This is a genomic window from Halorussus limi (assembly GCF_023238205.1).
In the GTDB taxonomy this organism is placed as follows: Archaea; Halobacteriota; Halobacteria; order Halobacteriales; family Haladaptataceae; genus Halorussus; species Halorussus limi.
Genome location: NZ_CP096659.1, coordinates 2581466 through 2604687 on the forward strand (window position 1 = coordinate 2581466; position 23222 = coordinate 2604687).

24 protein-coding genes and 1 pseudogene are annotated in these 23222 nt (G+C 66.2%); 19 read left to right on the top strand and 6 right to left on the bottom strand.

The annotated features are described in order from the left end of the window. Positions 1-118: 118 nt before the first annotated feature. From M0R89_RS13385 to cdd, 7 genes are all read left to right on the top strand, one after another. On the top strand, positions 119-1219 hold the full coding sequence (locus M0R89_RS13385; protein WP_248649583.1) for a BMP family lipoprotein: 1101 nt from the start codon (positions 119-121) through the stop codon (positions 1217-1219). A gap of 92 nt (positions 1220-1311) precedes the next feature. Next, the gene (locus M0R89_RS13390; protein ID WP_248649584.1) at positions 1312-2385 is read left to right on the top strand and encodes a BMP family lipoprotein; all 1074 of its coding nucleotides are present in this window, start codon (positions 1312-1314) and stop codon (positions 2383-2385) included. 247 nt (positions 2386-2632) lie between these two features. Further along, a complete protein-coding gene (locus tag M0R89_RS13395; RefSeq protein ID WP_248649585.1) occupies positions 2633-4189 on the top strand; it encodes an ABC transporter ATP-binding protein in 1557 nt (518 codons plus the stop codon). Beyond that, positions 4186-5514: an ABC transporter permease gene (locus M0R89_RS13400; RefSeq protein WP_248649586.1), complete on the top strand. Its 1329-nt coding sequence runs from the start codon at positions 4186-4188 to the stop codon at positions 5512-5514. The genes M0R89_RS13395 and M0R89_RS13400 overlap by 4 nt, the downstream gene beginning before the upstream one ends. Beyond that, entirely contained in the window at positions 5511-6545 is a 1035-nt protein-coding gene (locus M0R89_RS13405; protein ID WP_248649587.1) for an ABC transporter permease, read from the top strand. The genes M0R89_RS13400 and M0R89_RS13405 overlap by 4 nt, the downstream gene beginning before the upstream one ends. 54 nt (positions 6546-6599) lie before the next feature. After that, entirely contained in the window at positions 6600-6887 is a 288-nt protein-coding gene (locus tag M0R89_RS13410) for a hypothetical protein (RefSeq protein WP_248649588.1), read from the top strand. 92 nt (positions 6888-6979) lie between these two features. Then, entirely contained in the window at positions 6980-7366 is a 387-nt protein-coding gene (gene cdd / locus M0R89_RS13415) for a cytidine deaminase (RefSeq protein ID WP_248649589.1), read from the top strand. 85 nt (positions 7367-7451) lie between these two features. Here the strand turns inward: cdd and M0R89_RS13420 are convergent, their stop codons facing one another. After that, entirely contained in the window at positions 7452-8360 is a 909-nt protein-coding gene (locus M0R89_RS13420; RefSeq protein WP_248649590.1) for a DMT family transporter, read from the bottom strand. A 109-nt stretch (positions 8361-8469) separates the two neighbouring features. On the opposite strand from M0R89_RS13420, the gene M0R89_RS13425 reads away from it, so the two are divergent. Next, positions 8470-9291: a nucleoside phosphorylase gene (locus M0R89_RS13425; RefSeq protein WP_248649591.1), complete on the top strand. Its 822-nt coding sequence runs from the start codon at positions 8470-8472 to the stop codon at positions 9289-9291. Between the two features lie 23 nt (positions 9292-9314). On the opposite strand, the gene M0R89_RS13430 is transcribed toward M0R89_RS13425, so the two are convergent. From M0R89_RS13430 to ribH, 5 genes and pseudogenes are all read right to left on the bottom strand, one after another. After that, positions 9315-10733 (bottom strand): sugar porter family MFS transporter, encoded by a 1419-nt coding sequence (locus tag M0R89_RS13430; protein ID WP_248649592.1) that lies wholly within the window; start codon positions 10731-10733, stop codon positions 9315-9317. A 197-nt stretch (positions 10734-10930) separates the two neighbouring features. After that, complete coding sequence (locus tag M0R89_RS23445; protein ID WP_368408875.1) at positions 10931-11446, bottom strand: universal stress protein; 516 nt, start codon at positions 11444-11446, stop codon at positions 10931-10933. Continuing rightward, a pseudogene (locus tag M0R89_RS23450) lies at positions 11441-11848 on the bottom strand (universal stress protein); the annotation flags it as partial. The gene M0R89_RS23445 and the pseudogene M0R89_RS23450, both read right to left, overlap by 6 nt. A 102-nt stretch (positions 11849-11950) precedes the next feature. Then, complete coding sequence (locus M0R89_RS13440; protein ID WP_248649593.1) at positions 11951-13093, bottom strand: pyridoxal phosphate-dependent aminotransferase; 1143 nt, start codon at positions 13091-13093, stop codon at positions 11951-11953. A 1-nt stretch (position 13094) separates the two neighbouring features. Next, complete coding sequence (ribH, locus tag M0R89_RS13445; RefSeq protein WP_248649594.1) at positions 13095-13496, bottom strand: 6,7-dimethyl-8-ribityllumazine synthase; 402 nt, start codon at positions 13494-13496, stop codon at positions 13095-13097. 79 nt (positions 13497-13575) lie between these two features. On the opposite strand from ribH, the gene M0R89_RS13450 reads away from it, so the two are divergent. The 11 genes from M0R89_RS13450 to nuoK all read left to right on the top strand — a co-directional run bounded on the left by M0R89_RS13450 (position 13576) and on the right by nuoK (position 23219). After that, positions 13576-15387 carry a flippase activity-associated protein Agl23 gene (locus M0R89_RS13450; RefSeq protein ID WP_248649595.1) on the top strand — a complete coding sequence of 604 codons (1812 nt, stop codon included), beginning with the start codon at positions 13576-13578 and terminating at the stop codon, positions 15385-15387. 78 nt (positions 15388-15465) lie between these two features. Beyond that, positions 15466-16674, top strand: a complete 1209-nt coding sequence (locus tag M0R89_RS13455; RefSeq protein ID WP_256478555.1) for a 5-(carboxyamino)imidazole ribonucleotide synthase — start codon at positions 15466-15468, stop codon at positions 16672-16674. Next, the gene (purE, locus tag M0R89_RS13460; RefSeq protein ID WP_248649597.1) at positions 16671-17312 is read left to right on the top strand and encodes a 5-(carboxyamino)imidazole ribonucleotide mutase; all 642 of its coding nucleotides are present in this window, start codon (positions 16671-16673) and stop codon (positions 17310-17312) included. Before M0R89_RS13455 ends, purE begins: the two co-directional genes overlap by 4 nt. A gap of 512 nt (positions 17313-17824) precedes the next feature. Beyond that, a complete protein-coding gene (locus M0R89_RS13465; RefSeq protein ID WP_248649598.1) occupies positions 17825-18238 on the top strand; it encodes an NADH-quinone oxidoreductase subunit A in 414 nt (137 codons plus the stop codon). Then, positions 18235-18936, top strand: coding sequence for an NADH-quinone oxidoreductase subunit B (locus tag M0R89_RS13470; protein WP_248649599.1), 702 nt, complete (start codon positions 18235-18237; stop codon positions 18934-18936). Before M0R89_RS13465 ends, M0R89_RS13470 begins: the two co-directional genes overlap by 4 nt. Continuing rightward, the gene (locus M0R89_RS13475; protein WP_248649600.1) at positions 18933-20606 is read left to right on the top strand and encodes an NADH-quinone oxidoreductase subunit D; all 1674 of its coding nucleotides are present in this window, start codon (positions 18933-18935) and stop codon (positions 20604-20606) included. The genes M0R89_RS13470 and M0R89_RS13475 overlap by 4 nt, the downstream gene beginning before the upstream one ends. After that, positions 20606-21694 carry a complex I subunit 1/NuoH family protein gene (locus M0R89_RS13480; protein ID WP_248649601.1) on the top strand — a complete coding sequence of 363 codons (1089 nt, stop codon included), beginning with the start codon at positions 20606-20608 and terminating at the stop codon, positions 21692-21694. Before M0R89_RS13475 ends, M0R89_RS13480 begins: the two co-directional genes overlap by 1 nt. After that, positions 21694-22155 carry a NuoI/complex I 23 kDa subunit family protein gene (locus M0R89_RS13485; protein ID WP_248649602.1) on the top strand — a complete coding sequence of 154 codons (462 nt, stop codon included), beginning with the start codon at positions 21694-21696 and terminating at the stop codon, positions 22153-22155. Before M0R89_RS13480 ends, M0R89_RS13485 begins: the two co-directional genes overlap by 1 nt. A 52-nt stretch (positions 22156-22207) precedes the next feature. Next, positions 22208-22480, top strand: coding sequence for an NADH-quinone oxidoreductase subunit J (locus M0R89_RS13490; RefSeq protein WP_248652274.1), 273 nt, complete (start codon positions 22208-22210; stop codon positions 22478-22480). Then, positions 22477-22917, top strand: coding sequence for an NADH-quinone oxidoreductase subunit J family protein (locus M0R89_RS13495; RefSeq protein ID WP_248649603.1), 441 nt, complete (start codon positions 22477-22479; stop codon positions 22915-22917). Before M0R89_RS13490 ends, M0R89_RS13495 begins: the two co-directional genes overlap by 4 nt. After that, positions 22917-23219, top strand: a complete 303-nt coding sequence (gene nuoK, locus M0R89_RS13500; protein WP_248649604.1) for an NADH-quinone oxidoreductase subunit NuoK — start codon at positions 22917-22919, stop codon at positions 23217-23219. Before M0R89_RS13495 ends, nuoK begins: the two co-directional genes overlap by 1 nt. The last annotated feature ends 3 nt before the right edge of the window (positions 23220-23222 follow it).

Below are 23222 nucleotides of genomic sequence, written 5' to 3' on the forward strand. Positions count from 1 at the left end.
GGCCGAGGTTCGGCGGTCGCCGAAAGCGTCGGCGAGGCGTCACCTACGCCGTATTTTCCATGGTTTTTGATTGTGAAGCGACGGTTTTATGAGGACCTGCCGAACTGGATACGATAAGATGGTAAAAATCGACGAGGGTAGACGGCGGATGCTCAAAGTAGGCGGCGCGGGCTTGCTCGGAACGGGACTCGCGGGGTGCATCGGCGGTAGCGGCGGCGGCAGCGGTTCGGACACGACCAACGTCGGGATGGTGTACGCGACCGGCGGACTGGGTGACAACTCGTTCAACGACATGGCCCACAAGGGCGTCACGAAGGCCGAGAAGGAGTTCTCGGTGAAGTCGAAGGACACCGAACCGTCGAGTCCGAGCGACGTGTCGGCGCTCCAGAAGAAGCTCGCCCGGTCGAGCAACCCGGACTACGAACTCATCTGCTGTATCGGGTTCGTCCAGCGGAGCAAACTTCAGAAGAACGCCGAGCAGTTCTCCGACCAGAAGTTCATGGTCGTGGACGCGACAGTCGAGAAGGACAACGTCGCCAGCTACCGATTCAAGGAACACCAGGGCTCGTTCCAAGTCGGGAACCTCGCCGGCCTGCTGACCTCCCGTGACTTCGAGACCACGGCGACGGCCGAGGGCAAGGAAGTGACGGCCTCGACCAACGGCGACCTGAAGGTCGGATTCGTCGGCGGCAAGGAGGTTCCGCTCATCAAGAAGTTCGAGGCCGGATTCAAGGCCGGCGTCAAGCACGCCAACTCCGACGTGGAAGTCTCCTCCGTGTACGCGGGCACGTGGAGCGACCCGGGCAAGGGTCAGTCCATCGCCAACTCGATGTACGAGAACGGCGCGGACATCGTCTACCACGCCGCGGGCGGGACGGGCAACGGCATCTTCAAGGCCGCCCAGAGCAAGGGCCGCTACGCCATCGGCGTCGACTCCGACCAGTCCAAGAGTCTGCCGAAGTACAGCAACGTCATCCTCGCCAGCATGGTCAAGTACGTCAACGAGGCCGTCTACAAGTCGATCGAGCGCACCATCAACGGTAACTTCGACGGCGGGTCGGTCCGGCGACTCGGACTGGAGAAGAACGGCGTCGCGGCCGTCTACGGTAACAAGATCGGCTCCAAGATTCCCGACTCCGTCAAGTCGGAACTCGAATCCTCGCGGAAGAAGATCGTGAACGGCGACATCACGGTCCCGACCAAGCCCGAGAACGTCTAAACCTCGGTCGTCGACACTTTTCTCTCGGTTTCGGCACAGACGGCAAGCAACAAAGCATCGGATTCATCACGTTCGATGGTGACGTGGTGTGTATGCGGGGGAAAGCAAAACAGCGACGTCGGTTTCTGCAAGCACTGGGCGGGGCGGCCGCGTTCGGGACGGTCGGACGCTTGCAGGACCCGACCAACGTCGGGATGGTGTACGCCACCGGCGGACTGGGGGACAACTCGTTCAACGACATGGCCCACGACGGGGTCCAGCGGGCGGCCGAACAACTCTCGGTGAAGTTCCAGAACGCCGAACCCGGGAGTCCGAGCGACGTGGCGACGCTCCAGCGGCGGTTCGCCCGGTCGCGGAATCCGAACTACGAACTCATCTGTTGCATCGGATTCGTGCAGGCCGACGCCCTCCGTCAGAACGCCCAGCGGTTCTCCGACCAGAAGTTCATGGTCGTGGACACCGTGGTCGAGATGCCGAACGTCGCCAGTTACGTGTTCAAGGAGCATCAGGGGTCGTTCCAGGTCGGCCACCTCGCGGGCCTGATGACGACGATGGACTTCAGCGCGGGCGCCGGCCAGACCAACGACCAGACCACGGTCGGGTTCGTCGGCGGCAAGGAGGTTCCGCTCATCAAGAAGTTCGAGGCGGGATACTTGGCCGGCGTCCAGCACGCGAACCCGGACGTGAACGTGCTGACGGCCTACGCCGGCGCGTGGAACGACCCCGCGCAGGGCCAGTCCATCGCCAACTCGATGTACGAGAACGGCGCGGACATCATCTACCACGCCGCGGGCGGCACCGGAACCGGCGTGTTCAGGGCGGCCCAGAGCAAGGGCCGTTACGCCATCGGCGTCGACGCCGACCAGTCCAGAAGCCTGCCGAAGTACGCCGACGTGATTCTGGCCAGCATGGTGAAACACGTCGACGAGGCGGTCTTCCGGTCCATCCGGAACGTCACGAACGGCAACTTCGAGGGCGGAGCGGTCAATCGTCTCGGACTCGAAAAGAACGGCGTCGAGGCGGTCTACAGTTCGGCGCTGGAGTCCGAGATTCCCCAAGAGGTCAAGTCGGCGCTCCAGCAGTCCGAACAGAAGATAGTGAGCGGCGAGATAACGGTCCCGACCAAGCCGTCTGCGGTCGGACGCGAGACGACGACCACTCAGTAGCGACCGACCCGAAGACCGGAGGCGGTCGGCGGAGACGATTTCCGAGAGACGCGATATCCGTCGGCAACGATCGACGGATGTGGCGACGACCGGCGGGGACGACTGGCGGAGGTGGCGACGGCCGACGGAAGCGACGAAGGGCGGGAGGGAAACGGCGGAGTGCGACTCCGTGAACACCTATTATCCCTGAAATCTCCTTCACAAATCCGGGTCGCTTAAGCGGGCAGGCCAAGAACACCGACCAAAGATGAGCGTAGCCGTCCACCTACAGGGAATCACCAAGCGATTCCCCGGCGTCGTCGCCAACGACGAGGTCGACCTCGAAGTCGAGGAGGGAAGCGTCCACGCCCTCCTCGGCGAAAACGGCGCTGGCAAGACGACGCTGATGAACGTACTGTACGGTCTCTACCAACCCGAGGGCGGGACCGTCAACCTGCACGGCGAACCCCGCGAGTTCGACACGCCGCGGGACGCCATCGACGCCGGGGTCGGGATGATTCACCAGCACTTCATGCTGGTCGACACCCTCACCACGGCCGAGAACATCGTCCTCGGCCACGAACCCCGCAAGTGGGGCGGACTCGCCATGGACCGCGCGCAGGCCAGACAGGACGTTCGGGACCTCAGCGAGCGCTACGGGTTCGACGTCGACCCGACCGCCCGCGTCGAGGACGTGAGCGTCGGCGTCCAACAGCGCGTCGAGATTCTGAAGGCGCTGTACGGCGGCGCGGACGTGCTGATTCTGGACGAACCGACCGCGGTGCTGACGCCCCAAGAGGTCGAGGACCTGTTCGGCGTGTTCGACGAACTCGCGGCCGAGGACAAGACCATCATCTTCATCACGCACAAGTTGGGCGAGGCGATGGACGCCGCCGACGACATCACGGTCCTCCGGGACGGCAAGAACGTCGGCACCGTGGACGCCGACGCGACGAGCAGGGAGGAACTCGCCGAACTGATGGTCGGCCGAGAGGTCCTGCTCGAAGCGGACAAGGACCACGTGGAACCGGGCGAGGTGGGCCTGTCGGTGTCTGACCTCCGAGTCACCGACGACCGGGGCGTCGAGCAGGTCGGCGACGTCGACCTCACCGCGCGCGAGGGCGAGGTGTTCGGCATCGCCGGAGTGGACGGCAACGGCCAGTCGGAACTCGTCGAAGCGATTACCGGCCTCACGACGCCGGAGGAGGGGACGGTCTCGATGTACGGGCGGGACGTGACCGACCTCTCGCGGCGCGAGCGCATCGACGCCGGGATGGCCTACGTGCCCGAGGACCGCCAAGCGCGCGGTCTGGTCATGGAGTTCGACCTCGTGGAGAACGGCCTGCTCGGGAGCCAGCACACCCCCGAATTCGCCGAGGGCGGTCGCATCGACTGGGACGGCACGCGCGACCACGCCGAGGACATCATCGAGGAGTACGACGTTCGACCGCCGAACGCCGACGCCGAGGCCGAGTCGCTGTCGGGCGGCAACCAGCAGAAGTTCGTGGTCGGCCGGGAGTTCGCCCGCGACCCGGAGGTCGTGGTCGCCTCCCACCCGACTCGCGGGGTGGACGTGGGGAGCATCGAGTTCATCCACGAGCGCATCCTCGACCTCCGGCGCGAGGGCAAGTCCATCCTGCTCGTCTCCTCGAAACTCGACGAGGTCCAACAGCTATCGGACCGACTCGGCGTGATGTACGAGGGCGAAATCGTGGACGTGGTGGACCCCGACCGCGTGACCGAGGAGGAACTCGGCCTGCTGATGGCGGGCCAGACGCCCGAGGACGCGCCGAGCATCGCCGACGCTCCGGGAGGTGAGCGATGAGCGACTCCTCGGGCGACGGCCGCGACGCGCCAGACGACGGGTCGGAGTCGTGGCAGACCAGAGCAGACCGCGCGCTCGCCCGCCTCGTGGACGCCTCCGCCGCCGAGCGCATCCTCATCAGTTTCGCGGCGCTCGCGCTCTCGGTCGTCGTGGGCGCGTTCATCATCCTCGTCTCCGGGTGGGTCGCGACCTGCCAGTCGCCGTTCTTCGCGCTCGGCGGCGTCGGGTCGTTCTGTTACGACCCCGTCTCGGTGTACCGCGTCATGCTCGTCGGCGCGGCGTGGCCGCCGTACAACTTCGCCATCACGCTCAAAGAGACCACGCTGCTGCTGTTCACCGGTCTCTCGGTCGCGGTGGCGTTCCGCGCCGGGATGTTCAACATCGGGACGCAGGGCCAACTCGTGTTGGGCGCGCTCGGAACCGCGATGTCGGTCCTCTGGGTCGCGCCGTTCGTCCCGGTGGGTGTCCTCGGCGGACTGGTTCTCATCGCGGTCGGCCTGCTCGTCGGCGCGCTGGTCGGCGGTCTCTGGGGCGCGATTCCGGGCGCGCTGAAGGCCTACGCCGACGCCAACGAGGTTATCACGACCATCATGCTCAACTTCGTCGCGTCGGGCGTCGCGTTCACGCTCGTCTCGGAGGTGTTCAAGGACCCCCAGAGCCAGACCGTCCAGACCCGGTCGATTCCGGGATTCGCGCAACTGCAGGCGGTCTTCTTCGACAGCACCGTCTTCTCGATGCTCGCGCTCGTCGGCGCGCTCGCGCTCGTCGCGGGCATCTACTGGATGCTCAACGGCACGTCGTTCGGCTACGACCTCCGGACCAGCGGCGTCCAACCGGAGGCCGCCGAGTACGGCGGCGTCGACTCCAAGCGCATGATGGTCTCCAGCATGGGCGTGTCGGGCGCGCTCGCGGGTCTCGGCGGCGCGGTCTACGTCCTGATGGTCGCCTCGCGCTGGCAGACAGGCATCCCGTCGCTGGGTTTCGACGGCATCACGGTCTCCATCCTCGCGGGCAACAACCCGCTCGGCGTGGTCCCGGCCGCGCTGCTGTTCGGCGCGCTGAAGACCGGGAGCCTCGCCATCGAGTTCCAACTCGCGGTCCCCAAGCAGTTGGTCGGGGTCCTGCGCGGTCTCATCATCCTCTTCATCGCCATGCCGGAGTTCTTCCGCATGGTCGGGGCGCGCTTCCGGTTCGGCGACGAACGGCCGACTGTCGCCACCGACGGCGCGGGCGAGACCACGGTCGGTGTGGACGAGACCGCGACTGGCGCGGGCGAGACGACAGACGGAACTACCGCCGGAGACGAAGGAGGTGACGAGCGATGAGTTACGCCGAACCCTCTCGTAAACAGCGGTGGCTCGCCGGTGCCGCGGTGCTGATAGTCGTCGCACTGCTCGCGGTCGAACTGTTCTTCCCGGAGAGTCCGGTGTCCGAAATCGTCCGCATCGTGGACGCGAACTACATCCGGTCGGTCCTCCGACTCACGGTCCCCATCGCGTTCGCGGCGCTCGGGGGCATTTTCGCCGAGAAGAGCGGCGTCATCAACATCGGGCTGGAGGGCCTGCTCATCATCTCGGCGTTCACCTCCGTCGCGGTAGCCGGGACCATCAGCGGCGGGAACCCGACCCAACTCCAACTCTGGATAGGGTTCGTCGCCGCGGTGCTGGCGAGCGTGCTGTTCGCCCTGCTGTTCGCGGTCGTCTGCATCGAGTTCAAGGCCGACCAAATTATCGCGGGACTGGCGGTGTGGCTCATCGCGCTCGGTCTCGCGCCGTTCGCCAGCAAGGTCATCTGGGGGCAGGTCAACAGTCCGCCGGTCGCCACGCTCAACAACTTCGACCTCCTCGTCGCCGAGGCGAACCCGCCGGTCGTGATGATGCTCGTCTCGGTTCCGGCCGCGTGGTACGTGCTGAACCGGACCGCGTTCGGCCGCTGGATAGAGGCCTCCGGCGAGAACCCGAAGGCGCTCGACACCGTGGGCGTGGACGTGCGGAAGGTTCGCTACTCGGGCGTCCTGCTCTCCGGGTTCTTCTCGGGTCTCGGCGGTGCCGGACTCGCGCTCGGCCGCGTCGGACAGTTCATCGGCGGCGGCACGACGATGGTCAACGGCCGGGGTTGGATCGGCATCACGGCCTACCTCTTCGGCAACTACAACCCGCTGGGCGCGTTCGGCGCGTCGTTCCTGTTCGCCAGCCTCGACGCGCTCCAGATTCGACTCCAGCAGCTCGGCTACTCCGTCCCGAGCGAACTCATCGGCGTCATCCCGTACGTGACGGTCATCGTCGTGCTGGCGTTCGTCGGCCGCACCCGGATTCCGGACGCGGCGGGCGACCACTACGAGTCGGGCGAGGAGTAGCGAGACCCTCCGAGCGGTCCGGAGTTTTACTATCGTGGGACCGTACGTAGCGGTGTGACAATCGAATCCGCGATGGACCGCATCGAAGAGGCCGACGACTCCCGAACCGACGCCGACGACCGCGAACAGCAGTACGAGATGTACCGGAAGACGTTCCGGGCGCTCGAAGACATCGAACCGGACGACGACGACGAGGGAATCGCGGTCGTGGCCGACTGGATAGTCGAGCAACTGGAGACGACCGGTAAGCGACCGGGGTCGAGGCCGGTCCGCCGCCGGGCGCGCAAGTTCTGCAACCGGAACGGGTACGACGTGTCCGACAACGATTGGCTCGGAAGCTAACGAGTAGGTCGGGGTAGCGCAGTCGTCGGGCGACCGGAACCGCGACGCGCAGACGGGAGATATTTGACCTGCGACCGTCAATCTCCGCCACCATGGACGAACTCATCGAGGCCGCCCGCGAGGTGCAGGGGCGGGCACACGTCCCCTACTCTGACTACACGGTCGGCGCGGCGCTCCGGACCGCCGACGGGAGCGTCTACGTCGGGTGTAACATCGAGAACGCCAACTACAGCAACTCCCTCCACGCCGAGGAGGTCGCGGTCGCCGAGGCGGTCAAGGAGGGCCACCGCGAGTTCGACGCGCTAGCGGTCAGTTCCGGCGCTCGGGACGGCGTCACTCCCTGTGGGATGTGCAGACAGACGCTCGCGGAGTTCTGCGACGACGACCTGCCGGTCGTCTGCGACGAGGGCGACGACCGGACCGAGTACACGCTCGGTCAACTCTTGCCGAACACTATCACCGAGGAGATGCTGGAGTAGCCGGCGAGTAGATTCCGTCGAGAGTTCGGTGCGGGCCGTCGAACGGAGTCGCTCCGGGCGGGGTCGCCCCGAGCGGTGGTACGACTCAAGCCGCTCGGCGACTCACGAACCCTGCCAGCGCCTCGCGTTTTACGAGCGAGAATCCGACGAGGACGACCAGAAAGCCGACCACCGTCGGCGCGGTCAGCGACTCGTCGAGCAGGAGCCATCCGGCCACCGCCGTCACTATCGGAACGAGGTAGGAGACGAGGTTGACTTGGACCGGACTGTGGCGCTCCAACAGTCCGAAGTAGACGGCGTACGCCGCCGCGGTGGCGACCACCGCGAGGTAGCCCAACGGCAGGAGCACCTGCGGGTCGAGTACGTCGGCGACGCGGGGCGTCTCTCCACCGACGAGGCTCGCGCCGTGCATCAACAGCGCGCCGACGGCCATTCCCCACCCGGTCGTCGCGACGCTGTCGGCGGTCGGCGCGGTCCGCCGGAGGAGGACGCTCCCGAGCGCGACGCTGGCCGCGGAGAGGACGACCAGCAACTTCCCGGTCGTGCCCGCGAGGAGGTTCGCCGGGTCGGGACGCACGACCAGCGCGACGCCGGCGAGTCCGACGAGGAGGCCGAGCAGTCCGAGCGGCGACAGTCGGTCGTCGGGTAGTAGACTCCGGGCGAATCCCGTCGTCAGCACCGGATTCAGGCTGTACAGAATTGCCGCGACTCCGCCGGTCGTGTACTGCTGACCGACGAACAGCAGGCCGTTCGCCGCGGTGATGAGGAACACGCCGATGACGAGTATCGACCGGTAGTCGCCGCGAGTTCTGGGTAGCCAGCGGTCGCGGGCGACCGCCGCGTACGCGACGAGCAGGACCGCGCCGAAGTCGTATCGCAACGCCGCGAACAATAGCGGCGGCAGCGAGTCCAGTCCGACTTCGATGGCGACGAACGACCCGCCCCACGCGGCCGCGAGGAAGGCGAACAACCCGGCGTCTCGATAGCGCGACACGTGGAATCGTTCCCGACCCCCGGAGAAAAGCCCCTCGTTTCCGGTAGCCCGCCCCGATTCCGGCGACGCGACGAACCCTTTAAGCCGCGCCGCCGAGTCAACAGACGGCATGACCGGCGACAGCGAAGACCCGAACGACGACGTGCAGTACCACATCGAGGTCGGCGAGGGCGACGTGGCCGACGCCGTCCTCCTGCCCGGCAACCCCGAGCGCATCGAGAAGATAACCCGGTTCTGGGACTCGGCCGACGAGGTGGCCAAGCACCGCGAGTACCGGACCGTCACCGGCGACTACGAGGGGACGCCCATCAGCGTGACCTCGACGGGCATCGGGAGTCCCTCGGCGGCAATCGCGGTCGAGGAGTTGGCCCGCGTCGGCGTCGACACGTTCATTCGGGTCGGCTCCTGCGGCGCCATCCAACCGGAGATGGAGGTCGGCGACCTCGTCATCTCGACCGGTGGGGTCCGTCAGGAGGGCACCAGCGACGCCTACGTCCGGGAGGACTACCCCGCGGTCGCCGACTACGAGGTCGTCTCCGCGCTCGTCGCCGCCGCCGAGCGCCTCGACTACGACTACCATACCGGCGTCACGATGAGCGCCGACAGCTTCTACGCCGGGCAGGGCCGTCCCGGCTTCGAGGGCTTCGAGGCGGCCGGGAGCGACGAACTCGTCGAGAACCTCAAGGACGCGAACGTCAAGAACATCGAGATGGAGGCCAGCGCCATCATGACCCTCGCCAACATCTACGGGCTTCGGGCGGGCGCGGTCTGTTCGGTGTTCGCCAACCGCGAGACCGGCGAGTTCCTGACCGAGGGCGAGAACCGCGCGGCAGAGACCGCGAGCCTGGCGGTGAAGCTTCTGGCGCAGATGGACCGAGAGAAGGCGGAGGCTGACGTCGACCGGTGGCACCCCGGTCTCAGCCTCGACTGAAACCGGCTCTCGATTCTCGGCGCTCAGTCGTCCGCGGCGTCGGGCGACTCGCCGCGGGTACCCTCCGCGGCGGTGCCGACGTTCTCCCGGAGGTCGGACTCGATTTCCTCGAGCGAACGGCCCTTCGTCTCCGGCACCACGGCGTAGGTGAACACCAGCGCGACCGCACTGAGACCGCCGAACAGCCAGAACGTCGCGGCGGTGCCGACGTTCGCGGTCAGTATCGGGAACGTCAGCGAGACCACCAGATTCGCGCCCCAGTTGGCGACTGTCACGGCCCCCATCGCGGTTCCGCGGGCCGACAGCGGGTAGATTTCCGAGATGAGGAGCCAGAACACCGGCCCGAGACCGATGGCGAAGAAGGCGACGTACAGCATCAGGCTTCCGGTGGCGAACCACCCGAGCGCGCCCGAGAAGCCCGGCAGGTAGAATACGCCGCCGAGGACCCCGAGGGTGACGACCATCCCGCCGACCCCGACGAGCAACAGCGCGCGCCGCCCGACCCGGTCGATGAGCGCGATGGCCACGACGGTCATGACGACGTTGATGACGCCGATGCCGACCGTCGCCAGAATCGAGGTCGTGCTACCGAAGCCGGTCGATTCGAGCACCGTCGGCGCGTAGTACATGACCGCGTTGATGCCCGTGACCTGCTGGAACACCGCGAGTCCCAGTCCGACGACCAGCGCGGGACGAAGCCACGGCTGGAGCAGGTCGCGGAGTCCGGTCCCCGACTGTTTTTCGACGGTCGCCTCGATTTCCGACAACTCCTCCTCGACGCCGCCCTGACGGGTGCGTTCGAGGACCTCCCGCGCCTCGTCGCGGCGGCCGTGCTCGAACAGCCACCGCGGACTCTCGGGCATCTTGACCATCCCGACGGCGAGGACGACCGCAGGGACCATCCCGGCCCCGAGCATCCAGCGCCACGCGCCCGCGTCGGCGAAGGCGTAGTTCACGAAGTAGGACGCGAGGATTCCCACCGTGACCATGAGTTGGTTGAGCGAGGTGAGCGCCCCGCGAATCTTCGGCGGAGCTATCTCCGAGATGTACAGCGGGCCGACGATGGACGCGAAGCCGATAGCGACGCCGTCGATGAGTCGACCCAGCACCAACACCGGGACGTTCGGCGCGACCGCCATCGTGAACGACCCGATAAAGAAGACCACCGCGCCCAGCAGGATGAGCCGTCGGCGGCCGATGCGGTCGGCGAGTTTCCCGCCGAGCGCGGCCCCCGCCGCGGCCCCCGCCATCGCGCCGCTGACCACGATGCCGCGAACCAGCGGCGACATCGCGAACGTCTGTTTGATGTACAGGAAGGCACCCGAGATGATGCCCGTGTCGAACCCGAACAACAGGCCGTTGAGGGCGGCCAGCGCGGCGGTAACGTAGACGAACGTGTTACGGCCGGCGCCGGCGTCACCCGCGATATCGGTCGTGGACATGTTTCCCCGAGTCCGACGGTTCTCGTCGCCGGGTAAGGAAACTTTTGAAATAGTTACTACGAATGTAGTCAATTATCGTCTGTTATGGATTCTACCCGAGGGAAGCGGGGTCGGCGAGCGTCGAGTCGTCTCGGGCGGCGAGTGGAGTCGGGGCTTCGGACGTGCCCACGTTCACGACTCCGCCGCACTCCTCGGCCTCACTCGTCGTCTCGGGGCGCGCGGACCGTCAAGACCGGAACTCCGGACGCTCGGACGAGTTTCGCGGTCGTACTTCCGAGGAAGTAGCGGTCGAACCCGGTCCGACCGTGGGTGCCCATCGCGACGAGGTCCACGTCGTTCTCCTCGGTGTAGTCGAGGAGGTCCCGCACGGGGATTCCCTGCCGGACCGCGGACACGGCGTCGAGGCCCGCCTCGCGGGCGCGCTCGGCGACCGCCTCGGTGGCCTTCTCTCCTCGTTCGTCGAGTTGGTCCCCGGTTTCGGTCGTGGGCAACACCTCGGCTTCGGGGACGCCACCGGCGTCGCCGCCGGCCGCCACGGCCCGGAGGTCGACGACGCTGACCGCGTGGACGGTCGCGTCGTACCGCTGAGCGATGGCGAGACCGTGTTCGACCGCGAGTTCCGCGCACTCGCTCCCGTCGGTCGGAATCAGCACGTCCTCGTAGCCGTCGCCGACGACGCTCCGTTCGGTCGCTTGGACAGTGAACACCGGCACGTCCGCGAGGCGGACGACGCGTTCGGTCGCGCTCCCGGTGACGTAGCGGTTCAGGCCGGTCCGGCCGTGGGTTCCCATGAACACGAGGTCGGCTTCCTCCTCGGCGGCGTAGTCGAGGATTGCCTCCGCGGGCCTGCCCCTGACGACCGCCGTGTGAACGTCGTCGTCGGGGGTTGCGAGTCACTCGACCGCCGAAACCGTCTCGCGGGCGCGGTCTTCGAGTCGGTCGACGAACTCCTCGCTCACGCCGCCGGCGCTCAACAGACCGCCCGCGGACTCCACGTCGACGACGTTGACGAGGTGAATCGTGGCGTCGAACCGACGCGCGATGTCGAACGCGTGTTCCGCGGCGCGTTCGGCGTGGTCGCTCCCGTCGGTGGGGACGAGAATGGTGTCGTACATGACAGCTATCGCCACTACGACGGGGTGACTCTTAAGATAGCTGGGGGTTCTCGACGGGAGTCGGCGGTCGAAACCGCAGCGGGCCGAGCGAAAACGAGTCGGCTACAGCAGGTCGGCGTCCACGAGTCGGTCGACGGCCTCGCCGATGCGCTCCTTGCTGTTGGCGTAGGAGATGCGGGCGTACCCCGGCGCGCCGAACGCGCTCCCCGGGACGGTGGCGACGTGGGCCTCCTCCAGCGCGTCCTCGCACCACGTCTGGTCGTCCTCGGCGACTTCCATCATCAGGTAGAACGCGCCGTCGGGTTCGGGGGCCGCGACGCCCTCCGAGTCGAGTCTGTCGAGCAGGAACTCGCGGCGCTCGGCGAACGCCTCGACCATCTCGTCGACCGACTCGTCGGTGTTGCGCAGGGCCTCGATGCCCGCGTGCTGGACGAAGTTGGTCGCGCACGAGACCGAGTGAGAGTGGAGCTTTCCGGCCTCCGAAATCAGTTCCTCCGGCCCGGCGAAGTAGCCGAGTCGCCACCCTGTCATCGAGTAGGCCTTCGAGAAGCCGTTGACCGTGACGGTCCGGTCGGCCATCCCGTCGAAGGTGCCGAGACTGGTCGGTTCCGGCCCGTAGGTAATCTCCTGATAGATTTCGTCGCTGACGACGGTCACGTCGTGTTCGACCGCGAGGTCCCGGACGCCCGCGAGCGCCTCGTCGGAGTAGACCGCGCCCGTCGGGTTGTTGGGCGAGTTGACCACGAGCAGTTCGGTCTCGTCGGACATCGCGTCGCCGAGTTCGTCGAGCGCGGGTTCGAGTTGGAAGTCGTGGGGCGCGAGGTCCACTCGGGTCAGGTCCCCGCCGGCGAGTTTGACCATCGCCTCGTAGGAGACCCACGCGGGGTCGAGCAGGACGACCTCGTCGCCGTCGTCCACGAGGGTCTGGACGGTCTCGTAGAGCGCCTGCTTGGCGCCCGGCGTGACGATAACGTTCTCGGCCTCGTGGTCGAGTCCGTCGGCCCGCAACTTCTCCGCGATGGCCTCGCGGAGTCCGGCGATGCCGTTCGAGGAGGTGTAGCCCGTGTGGCCCGCGTCCATCGCCTCCTGTCCTGCGTCCACGACGTTCTCGGGCGTCGGGAAGTCGGGTTCGCCGACGCTCAGGTCCACTACGTCCGCGCCCTCGGCCTCCAGTTCGGCCGCGAGGTTGCTGATGGCCAGCGTCGCGCTCGGTTCGACTCGTTGGATTCGGTCTGAAAAGTGCATGTTAGAGTTCCTCCGCGAGTTCGACTGCCGCGTCCACCGCTTCCTTGCCCTTCTCCACACGCTCGCGGGCCTCCGCTCCCGACATCCCCGGTCCGCTCACGCCGAAGGTGACGGGCGTGTCGCGGTCGAGGCTCACGTCGGTCAGGCCCTGTGCGGCGGCGTCGGCGATGACGCGGTCGTGTTCGGTGTCGCCGGTCACGATGGTCCCGACCACCGCCACCGCGTCGACGTCCTCGCGCCGGGCCAACCGGTCGGCCGCGAGCGGGGAGTCGTACGCACCGGGGACGTGGCGAGTCTCGACCACCTCGGCCCCCCGGTCGGCGGCGGCCTCGTGGGCGTGTTCTTCCATCTGGTCGGTTACTTCGCGGTTGAACCGCGAGACGACGAGACCGAGCGAAACCATGTCGGGGTCGAGGTTTGGCCGAGTAAAAGAACTACCGTTCTCCGGAAAACTTGTATCCCTCGGGATGGATTCGGAAAACATGACTGCAGACGAGAAGTCCGCGAGCGCCCGGCGGTGGACGCCGGAGTCCGTGAGCGCGTTCGGGCGGGCGGTCGGGACCCGCACCGGGGTCGCGGTGCTGGCGGTGACGCTGCTGTCGCTGTCGCTTCGCTTCTTCGCGCTCGGGTCGCGGGTGTTCCACTGGGACGAGGGCCGGGTCGGCTACTGGATTCAGCGCTACGCCGAGAACGGCATCTGGGAGTACCACGCGGTCATCCACGGGCCGTTCCTCTATCACGTCAACAAGTACCTGTTCCAACTGTTCGGCGCGAGCGACTTCGTGGCCCGGGTGCCGGTCGCGGTGGTGTCGGGACTGCTCCCGCTGACGGCGTGGCTGTTCCGCGAGCGCCTCGGCCGAGTCGAGATGATAGGCGTGGGTCTCTTCTTCGCGGCCAACCCCATCATCCTCTACTACTCGCGGTTCATGCGCAACGACGTGCTGCTCGCGGCGTTCATGGTGTACGCCCTCGCCTTCTACGTCCGCCTGTTCGACACTCACAAGCCGCGCTACCTCTACGCCGGGACGCTGATGCTCGGACTGGCGTTCACCACCAAGGAGAACGTGCTGGTCTACGTCGTGACGTGGGTCGGCGCGGCGGTCCTACTGCTCGACCACCGACTCCAACTCGTCGCGGGGGCCGACGACCGGAAGGCGTTCCTGCGCGAACAGGTCCGCAAGACGATGGACTCTCCGCGGGCTATTCGGTGGGTGCTTCACCTCGTCCTCGGTCTCCTCTTCTTCTTCGCGGTGGTCGTCTTCTTCTACGCGCCGCGGTCACGGGGCATCCCCGAACCCGGCCTCTGGAAAGCGTTCTCGAACCCCGCCACGTTCCCCGCGGTAATCGAGGAGGCGACGCTCGGGTCGTGGGAGTCGTTCGTGGGCAAGTGGGGCGAGGGTAACCAGAAGTCGTACCTCGACACGTTCAAGACGCTCGGGGCGGTCCTCTGGAAGAGTTCGGCCGCGCTGCTGGCGCTGGCGGGCGTCGGCTTCCTCGTCGACCGCTACGTCGGCGACAAGCCCCGCGACGTGGTGGCGTTCACGTTCTACTGGGGGTTCGTCAGCATCCTCGGCTACCCCGTCATCGTGGAGAACGCCTTCCCGTGGGAGGTCGTCCACGCGGTGGTTCCGCTGGCGATTCCCGCGGGCGTCGGCCTCGCCGTCCTCGTCCGGTGGGGAAGCGAAGCGGTGACGGACGGCGACGCCGTGAGCGCGACGCTCGCGGCCCTGCTCGTGTTGCTGGTCTCCGGGCAAGTGGCGACCACCGCGGCCACCACGACCTACATGCATCCGGCCGACCAGTACCTCGACGACGCCGAATCGGACCGGAACGCGCTCGTCCAGTACGGCCAACCCGCCGAGGGCCTCCGGCCGACGCTCGAACGCGTGCGCTACGCCGCGACGCACAACGAGGGGACCGACGTGCTGTACTACGGGTCTGACTTCTACGTCGCCAACGAGTCGAAGAACGACAGGTGGGCCGCGGGTGGCGGGTGGTACGACCGCCTGCCGCTCCCGTGGTACACCGAGATGTACGGCGCGAAGGTAGACAGCACGACCGACTTACAGGAGGTCGGGTCGAACCCGCCGCCCGTTGTCGTCGCCCGCGCCGGCGACCGCGAGGCGGTCGCCCAGCGACTCGACGGCTACCGGGCCTTCGAGGAGGAACTGACCCTCTGGGGGAGCGAGACGGTCTTCTTCGTGGACGAGGACGCCCTGCCGCCGGGGAGTCGAGGCGGCGGCGCGGCGAACGAGAGTAGCGGTACGGCGAACGAGAGCGGCGGGTCGAACTGACCGACCTCGCCCGTCGTCACACCACGTTCTTGTACAACTACCGCCCGAGTTGGCAAATCTTATGCAGGGGCGTCTACAATCTCCGCCCAGATGACCGACACAGAGACGCTCGGCGTCGTCGGCGGGGGACAGCTCGGTCGGATGCTGGCGGAGGCGGCCGCGCCGCTCGGAGTCGAGGTGGTCGTCCTCGACCCCACGCCCGAGTGCCCGGCCTCACCGGTCGCTCGCGACCAAATCGTCGGCGACTTCGACGACGAGGACGGCGTTCAGGAGTTGGCCGCGCGCGCGGACTACTTGACCTACGAAATCGAGTTGGCCGACCCCGACCTGCTGGAGGCGGTCGGAGACGAGTACGACGTGCCCGTCAACCCCGACCCCGAGACGCTCCGGACGATTCAGGATAAGTTAGTGCAGAACCGCGCCCTGCGGGACGCCGGGGTTCCGGTGCCCGAGTTCCGACAGGTCGACGACCGCGAGGACCTGGAGGCCGCGGTCGAGGCGTTCGGCTACCCCGTCATGCTCAAGGCCCGCGAGGGCGGCTACGACGGCCGAGGTAACGTCCCCATAACCGACGAGAGCGACGTGGACGAGGCGCTGTCGGCGGTCGAGGGCGGCGCGGTGGTCGAGGAGTTCGTCGACTTCGAGCGCGAGGTGTCGATTATCGGTGTAAAGGGGACGGACGGCGAAACTGCGACGTTCCCGCTCGGCGAGAACGTCCACCGCGAGGAGATTCTGCGCGAGACGGTCGTTCCGGCCCGGAGCGGCGAGGCGGTCGCCGAACGCGCCCGCGACGTGGCCGAGGACGTACTGGAGATGCTGTCGGGACGGGGCGTCTACGGCATCGAACTGTTCGAGACGAGCGAGGCGCGGAGCGCCTCGAACGCAAGCGGTGACGAACCGCGAGCAAGCGAGGGCGAGATTCTGGTCAACGAAATCGCTCCCCGGCCCCACAACTCGGGTCACTACACCATCGAGGGCGCGCTGACCTCTCAGTTCGAGCAACACGCCCGCGCCGTGACGGGGCGACCGCTCGGCGCGACCGACCTCCGGTGTCCGGTGGTGTCGGCCAACGTTCTGGGCGACGTGGACGAACGCCGGCGGGCCGAGCCTTCGGGCGACGACGCGATTCTGAGCTATCCGGGCGCGAGTCTCCACTGGTACGGCAAACACGAGGTGTATCCCCTCCGGAAGATGGGCCACTTCACGCTCGTTCAGCGAGACGGCGAATCGACCGACGAACTGCTCGACGCGGCGAGCGACCTGCGCGAGGAGGTGACGTTCCAATGAGCGACAGCGAACTTCGGCGACTCATCGACGACCTGCGAGCGGAGGCACAGCGAGACAGAGACCCCGAGGAGACGCCGGAAATCGGCGTCGTGATGGGGAGCGACTCGGACCTCGACGTGATGGCGGGGTCGGAAGACGGACGACCCGGGGCCTACGACGCACTAACCGAACTGGGATTCGAGGAAGTGACCGACTACGACGACCCGCCCGAGGCGCGGTTCACCTTCGAGACGTACGTGGTGTCGGCCCACCGCACGCCCGAACTGATGTACGCCTACGCCGAGACGGCCGAAGAGCGCGGACTGGACGTGATTATCGCGGGCGCCGGCGGCAAGTCCGCCGACCTGCCGAACATGACCGCCTCGCTGGCGTACCCGCTTCCGGTAGTCGGCGTGCCGGTCCAAGAGAAGTCGCTTCCCTCCGTGGTCGGGATGCCGACCGGCGCACCCATCGTCGCGGTGGACGCGGGCAAGTCGTTCAACGCGGCGCTGTCGGCCGTCCAGATGCTCTCGCGCCAACACGACGAGTTGCGCGACCGACTGGTCGAGTACCACGACGACTTGCAGGAGGGCGTCGCGGAGGTGTCGCGACGACTTCACGAGGAGGGAACGCCGGGCTTCCGCGATTCCAGAGAGTGACCGACTCGACCCCGACGTAATCGCTCGTTTCGGATTTCAGTCGGTGGCGCTGGCGTGAGACGACTCCCGTTCGCCTCCGGTTTCGTTTCCCTTCGATTTTCTCCGTGCGTACGAGCGTGACGCCGGCGGTGCCGCGCCCGACCGCAGACGACCCCCGGCCGGGCGGTGATTTATATACTCCGCCAACTTCGGGAGGAGGCCGCACGGCGTTGGACCCCGCCGGACCGACCGACGCGAGTCGGCCGAACCGACCCCGAACTCGACGCCTTCGACCGTTTCGCACCGCTTTTCCCCGGTTCGGTCGGCTTAATGTCACTGACGTGGTATCGCGCTGTGTCGGTTCCGAAGACGCTCCCCGTCGGAACGACGCCTCCGACACGAAATATCCCCTTTCCCGACAGAAAGCGCCAAGCCGACGAACGGGGGTTGAGGCGGCCAGATTCGTCCGAATCGCAAGAATCAACGCTTATGAGGGTGCGCTCATAATCTCGGGATGGTAGGAGAATATCGGCATGAATCCATGGATAGCTATTGGCGCGTTAGCGCTGGTGGGGCTGTTGATACCGCTCGGGATGATGGCGGTCTCCAGCCTGCTCCGGCCGACCGTGCCCGAGAAAGGTAAAACCGCCACCTACGAGAGCGGCGAGGTGCCGACGGGCGGCACGCGAGTCCGATTCAACATACAGTACTACATGGTCGCGCTGCTGTTCGTCGTCTTCGACATCGAGACCGTCCTCATCTTCCCTTGGACGGTCATCTACAGGAGCGCGGTCTCGATGGAGGGCGTCGGGCTGACGAAGGCGCTGGCCCCGATGCTGCTGTTCATCGCCGTTCTCGTCATCGGTCTCGGCTGGGCGTGGCGTAACGGTGCCGTACGGTGGGTACGCAATCCCGACCGTTCGCAACGGAGCGTGGAACGACAATGAGCAACGAACCACGGGAAACGATTCACGGTAGCACAGATCCGCAGACGAAGACCCGCGAAGCCCGGATGGAGGGCGTGGACAACCGGTTCAACTCGAAGCTTCGAGAGGCGTTCGGCTCCACGCCGTTCATCCTCACCAAGTTCGACAAGTTCATGAACTGGGTCCGGGGGTCGTCGATGTTCATGCTGCAGTTCGGTATCGCCTGCTGCAGCATCGAGATGATGCACACCTACGCGGTCAAGCACGACCTCGACCGATTCGGGTCGGGCGTGCCGCGCGCGTCGCCGCGACAGGCCGACGTGATGATCGTGCCGGGGACCATCGTCTCGAAGTTCGCCCCCCGGATGAAGCGCGTCTACGACCAGATGCCCGAGCCCAAGTTCGTCGTGAACATGGGGTCGTGTGCCATATCCGGCGGTCCGTTCCAGGAGGGCTACAACGTCATCAAGGGCGCCGAGGAGGTCATTCCGGTGGACATCCACGTCCCCGGCTGTCCGCCCCGGCCCGAGGCGCTCATCTACGGCGTCGTGAAGATGCAGGAGCGCATCGCCAACGGCGAGACGACTCCGGTGACGGTCAAGCCCTACGAACTGGAGCAGTTCGGCGACCTCGAACAGGACGAACTCATCGACAAGCTCGCAGACGACATCGACGAGGACACCCTCGTCATGCGCTACAACTGGGCTGATTCACCATGAGTTCTCAAGAGAAAGCACCCGAGGGTGAGCTTCCACAGGTCGAAGGCGTCGACTACGACGCCATCGAGGACCTGCTCGGCGACCGCGTCCTCGGACGTGAGACCCACCTCAACGCCGAGGGATTCGTCGTCCGGCCGGACGAGGTCGAGGAGACGCTCGAACTCCTCCGCGACGAGGCCGGGTTCGACCACCTCTCGATGCTCACCGCCCAGGACTACGCCGACCGCTACGAGAGCATCTATCACCTGACGAAGTACGACGACCGGACCCAAGAGGTCAGCGTGGTCGTCCCCACCGACCCGGAGAACCCGACCAGCGAGTCGGCGGCGTCGGTGTACAAGACGGCGGAGTGGCACGAGCGTGAGGCCTACGACTTGGTGGGTATCGACTACGAGAACCACCCGGACCTCCGGCGCATCCTCCTGCCCGAGACGTGGCAGGGCCACCCGCTGAGTTCCGACTACGACCAGGACAAGCCCCAGGTCGTCACGCTGAAAGAGCACGTCAATCCGCTGGCGAACAGTACGGACGAGACGACCGAGTCGGACACGATGTTCCTGAATATCGGTCCCCACCACCCAGCGACCCACGGCGTGCTCCACGTCAAAGCGGTGCTGGACGGCGAACAGGTCGCGGACGTCGAACCCGACATCGGCTACCTCCACCGCTGTGAGGAGCAGATGTGCCAGCAGGGGACGTACCGCCACCAGATCATGCCCTACCCCGACCGGTGGGACTACTCGTCGGCGGGGCTGCTCAACGAGTGGGCGTACGCCCGGGTGGCGGAGGACCTGAACGACATCGAGGTACCCGAGTACGCCCAAGTCATCCGGACGATGAGCGCCGAACTGTGCCGCATCGCGGCCCACATGCTGGCGCTCGGTACGTTCTGTCTGGACATCTACGGCGACTTCACGGCCATCTTCATGTACGCCATGCGCGACCGCGAGAAGGTCCAGAACATTCTGGAGGACCTCACCGGCCAGCGCATGATGTTCAACTACTTCCGACTCGGCGGGGTCGTCTGGGACCTGCCCGAGCCCCGCGAGGAGTTCTTCGGCAAGATTCGGGACTTCATCGACGACCTGCCCGAAACCCTCGAAGAGTACCACGACCTCATCACGGGCAACGAAATCTTCCAGACGCGCACCATCGACACCGGCGTCCTCGAACCCGAGACGGCCAAGCAGTACGGCTGTACCGGTCCGGTCGCCCGCGGGTCGGGCATCGATTACGACCTGCGCCGCGACGACCCCTACGGCTACTACGACGAACTCGACTGGGACGTCGTCACCGAAGACGGCTGTGACAACTTCGCTCGCCTGCTCGTCCGCATGCGCGAGGTCGAGGAGTCCGCGAAAATCATCAGCCAGTGTGTCGACATTCTGGAGGACTGGCCGGAGGACGAGCGCAACATTCAGGCGAACGTCCCCCGGACGCTCAAGCCCGACCCCGACACCGAGGTCTACCGCGCCGTCGAAGGCGCGAAGGGCGAACTCGGCATCTACATCCGGTCGGACGGCACCGACAAGCCCGGCCGGTTCAAGATTCGGAGCCCCTGTTTCAACAACCTCCACTCGCTGGAGGCGATGGCCGAGGGCGAGTACGTCCCGGACCTCGTGGCCGCACTGGGTAGCCTCGACGTGATTCTCGGGGAGGTGGACCGCTGATGACCGGGTTCGTCCCGCTACAGTCCGAACCGACCTTGCTCCCCGAGACCATCGGCAGAGTGCTGTTCGGGTCCGAGTTGGCCGTCTGGCAGGAAGCCATCGCGGCCTTCCTCGGGGCGTTTCTCATCGCGAACATCATGCTGGCGAACGCCGGGGTCGCCGGTCCGTGGGCCAAGCGGAAGATAACCGCGTCGTTCACCGACCGCATCGCAGTCAACCGCATCGGTCCCGCGGGCCTGCTCATCATCCCGGCCGCCGCGGTCCAGTTGATGGCCAAGGAGCTCATCATTCCGGACGGCGTCGACCGTCCGGCGTACGACCTCGCGCCCATCGTGCTGGCGTCCTCGGCGCTGGTCGGGTTCGCGGTCGTCCCGATGGGGTCGATTTTCGGCATCAACCTGCAGTTGGCCGACCCCGAAACCGGGGCCGCCTACATCTTCGCGGCCGCGTCCATCGCGACGCTCGGACTGGCGATGGCGGGCTACGCCTCGAACAACAAGTACTCGCTGATGGGCGGTCTGCGCGCCATCGCGCAGAACATCGCCTACGAGATTCCGCTGGTCGTCACCGCGGCGTCGGTCATCCTGTTCACCGGGACGCTCCAGATGAGCGAGATCGTCGCCCAGCAGGCAGAGCCGCTGGTGACGGTCGCCGGCATCACCATCCCGTCGTGGTTCGCGTTCGTCAACCCGTTCGCGTTCGTGCTGTTCGTGGTGGCGAACCTCGCGGAGGTCGGACGCAACCCGTTCGACATCCCCGAGGCGCCGACCGAGATCGTGGCCGGGTACATGACCGAGTACTCGAGCATCTACTTCGTCCTGTTCTACATGGGCGAGTTCATCCACATCTTCCTCGGCGGCGCAATCATCACGACCTTCTTCCTCGGCGGCCCCGCAGGCCCGGTGCTTCCCGGGTTCGTCTGGTTCCTCATCAAGATCTGGGCCGTCTTCCTGTTCACGCAGTGGGCGCGGTCGGCCGTGCCGCGCGTCCGCATCGACCAACTCATCGAAATCGGCTGGAAGGGCATGCTCGTGCTGAGCTTCGCTAACCTCGTCCTGACGGCCGTCATCGTTGGGGTGATGCTCTAATGATCGGAGTCCTCAAGTCAATGGCAACCACGCTGAAGCACGCACTGGACGGGTCCACGTTCACGGTCGAGTACCCCGACGTGGCACCCGAAGTAAGCCCCCGATTCCGCGGGGTCCACAAGTTCAGCCAAGAGCGCTGCATCTGGTGTCGGCAGTGCGAGAACGTCTGTCCGAACGACACGATTCAGATCGTTCAGGACGACCAGCGCAACGGCGAACAGTACAACCTCCACATCGGACAGTGCATCTACTGTCGGCTGTGCGAGGAGGTCTGCCCGGTGGACGCCATCCTGCTGACCGAGAACTTCGAGTTCACGGGCGACACCAAAGACGACCTCGTGTACAACAAAGAGCAGTTGAAGAACGTCCCGTGGTACAAGGACTTAGACCCCCTCGAATCCCGCGAACCCGACCGCGGCGCGTGGATCGGCGAGGGCGAGGGCGAGGTGGACTATCAGTAGTCCAGTCTCGAAACGTTAAAAGGACGAATACGAGAATTTCAAGGTGACTGAAATGGTATACGAACTACTCACGTTCGGGCTGTTCGCTCTCGTCACGATAGCGAGCAGTCTGGGCGTCGTCCTGGCGCGGGACGTGTGGCACTCGGCGTTACTGCTGGGTGTCGCGTTGCTTTCCGTCGCGGTTCACTACGTGATGTTACAGGCGGAGTTCCTCGCAGCGATGCAGGTGCTCGTCTACGTGGGCGGGGTGCTCGTCCTCATCACGTTCGCCGTGATGCTCACGCGCCAGGCCAAGACAGAGACGGAGGAGGTGACCGACATATGAGTAACAGCGAAATCGACGACAGAGGCCGCAAGTGGCCCGGTGTAGCCGCACTCGCGCTTTTCGCGGTGATGGCGTGGATCTTCGTCGGCGCGGAGTTCGGCGAGGCCGCCGGCTTCCCCGACGGAGCCTCGATTACCGCCAGCATCGGCTACGCGATGTTCAACATCGGCGCACAGAACGCCGTGCCGAGCGAGGGAATGCTCGTCACGTTCGAGATTATCGACCTCGTGCTGGTCGCCGCGCTGGTCGGCGCGGTCATGCTGGCCCGGCGCGACGACGGCGGCGAAATCACGTCCGCCCTGCGCTCGGACGCGGTCGAGCAGGAACCCTCGCCCGGCGACGTCGTCGCCGACGGCGGTGAGAGAACCGACGCTTCTCGAACCTCGTCGGACCGGAGGTCCGACGGTGGAACCGAACGCGACGGAGGTGAGCAGTGATGGTACCGGTACAGTACTACCTCCTGCTCTCGGCCGCCGTCTTCGCCATCGGCGTGTTCGGCATCCTGACCCGTCGGAACGCGCTGCTGTTCCTGATGAGCGTGGAGTTGCTGCTGAACGCGGCGAACATCAACCTCGTGGCGTTCTCGAACTTCCACGGCAACCTGACGGGCCAGACGTTCAGCCTGTTCACGCTGGCGCTGGCGGCCGCGGAGGTCGCGGTCGGCATCGGCATCATCCTCGTGTTGTATCGCAACTTCAAGGACGTGGACGTAACCGAAGCGACGACGATGAGGTGGTAAACG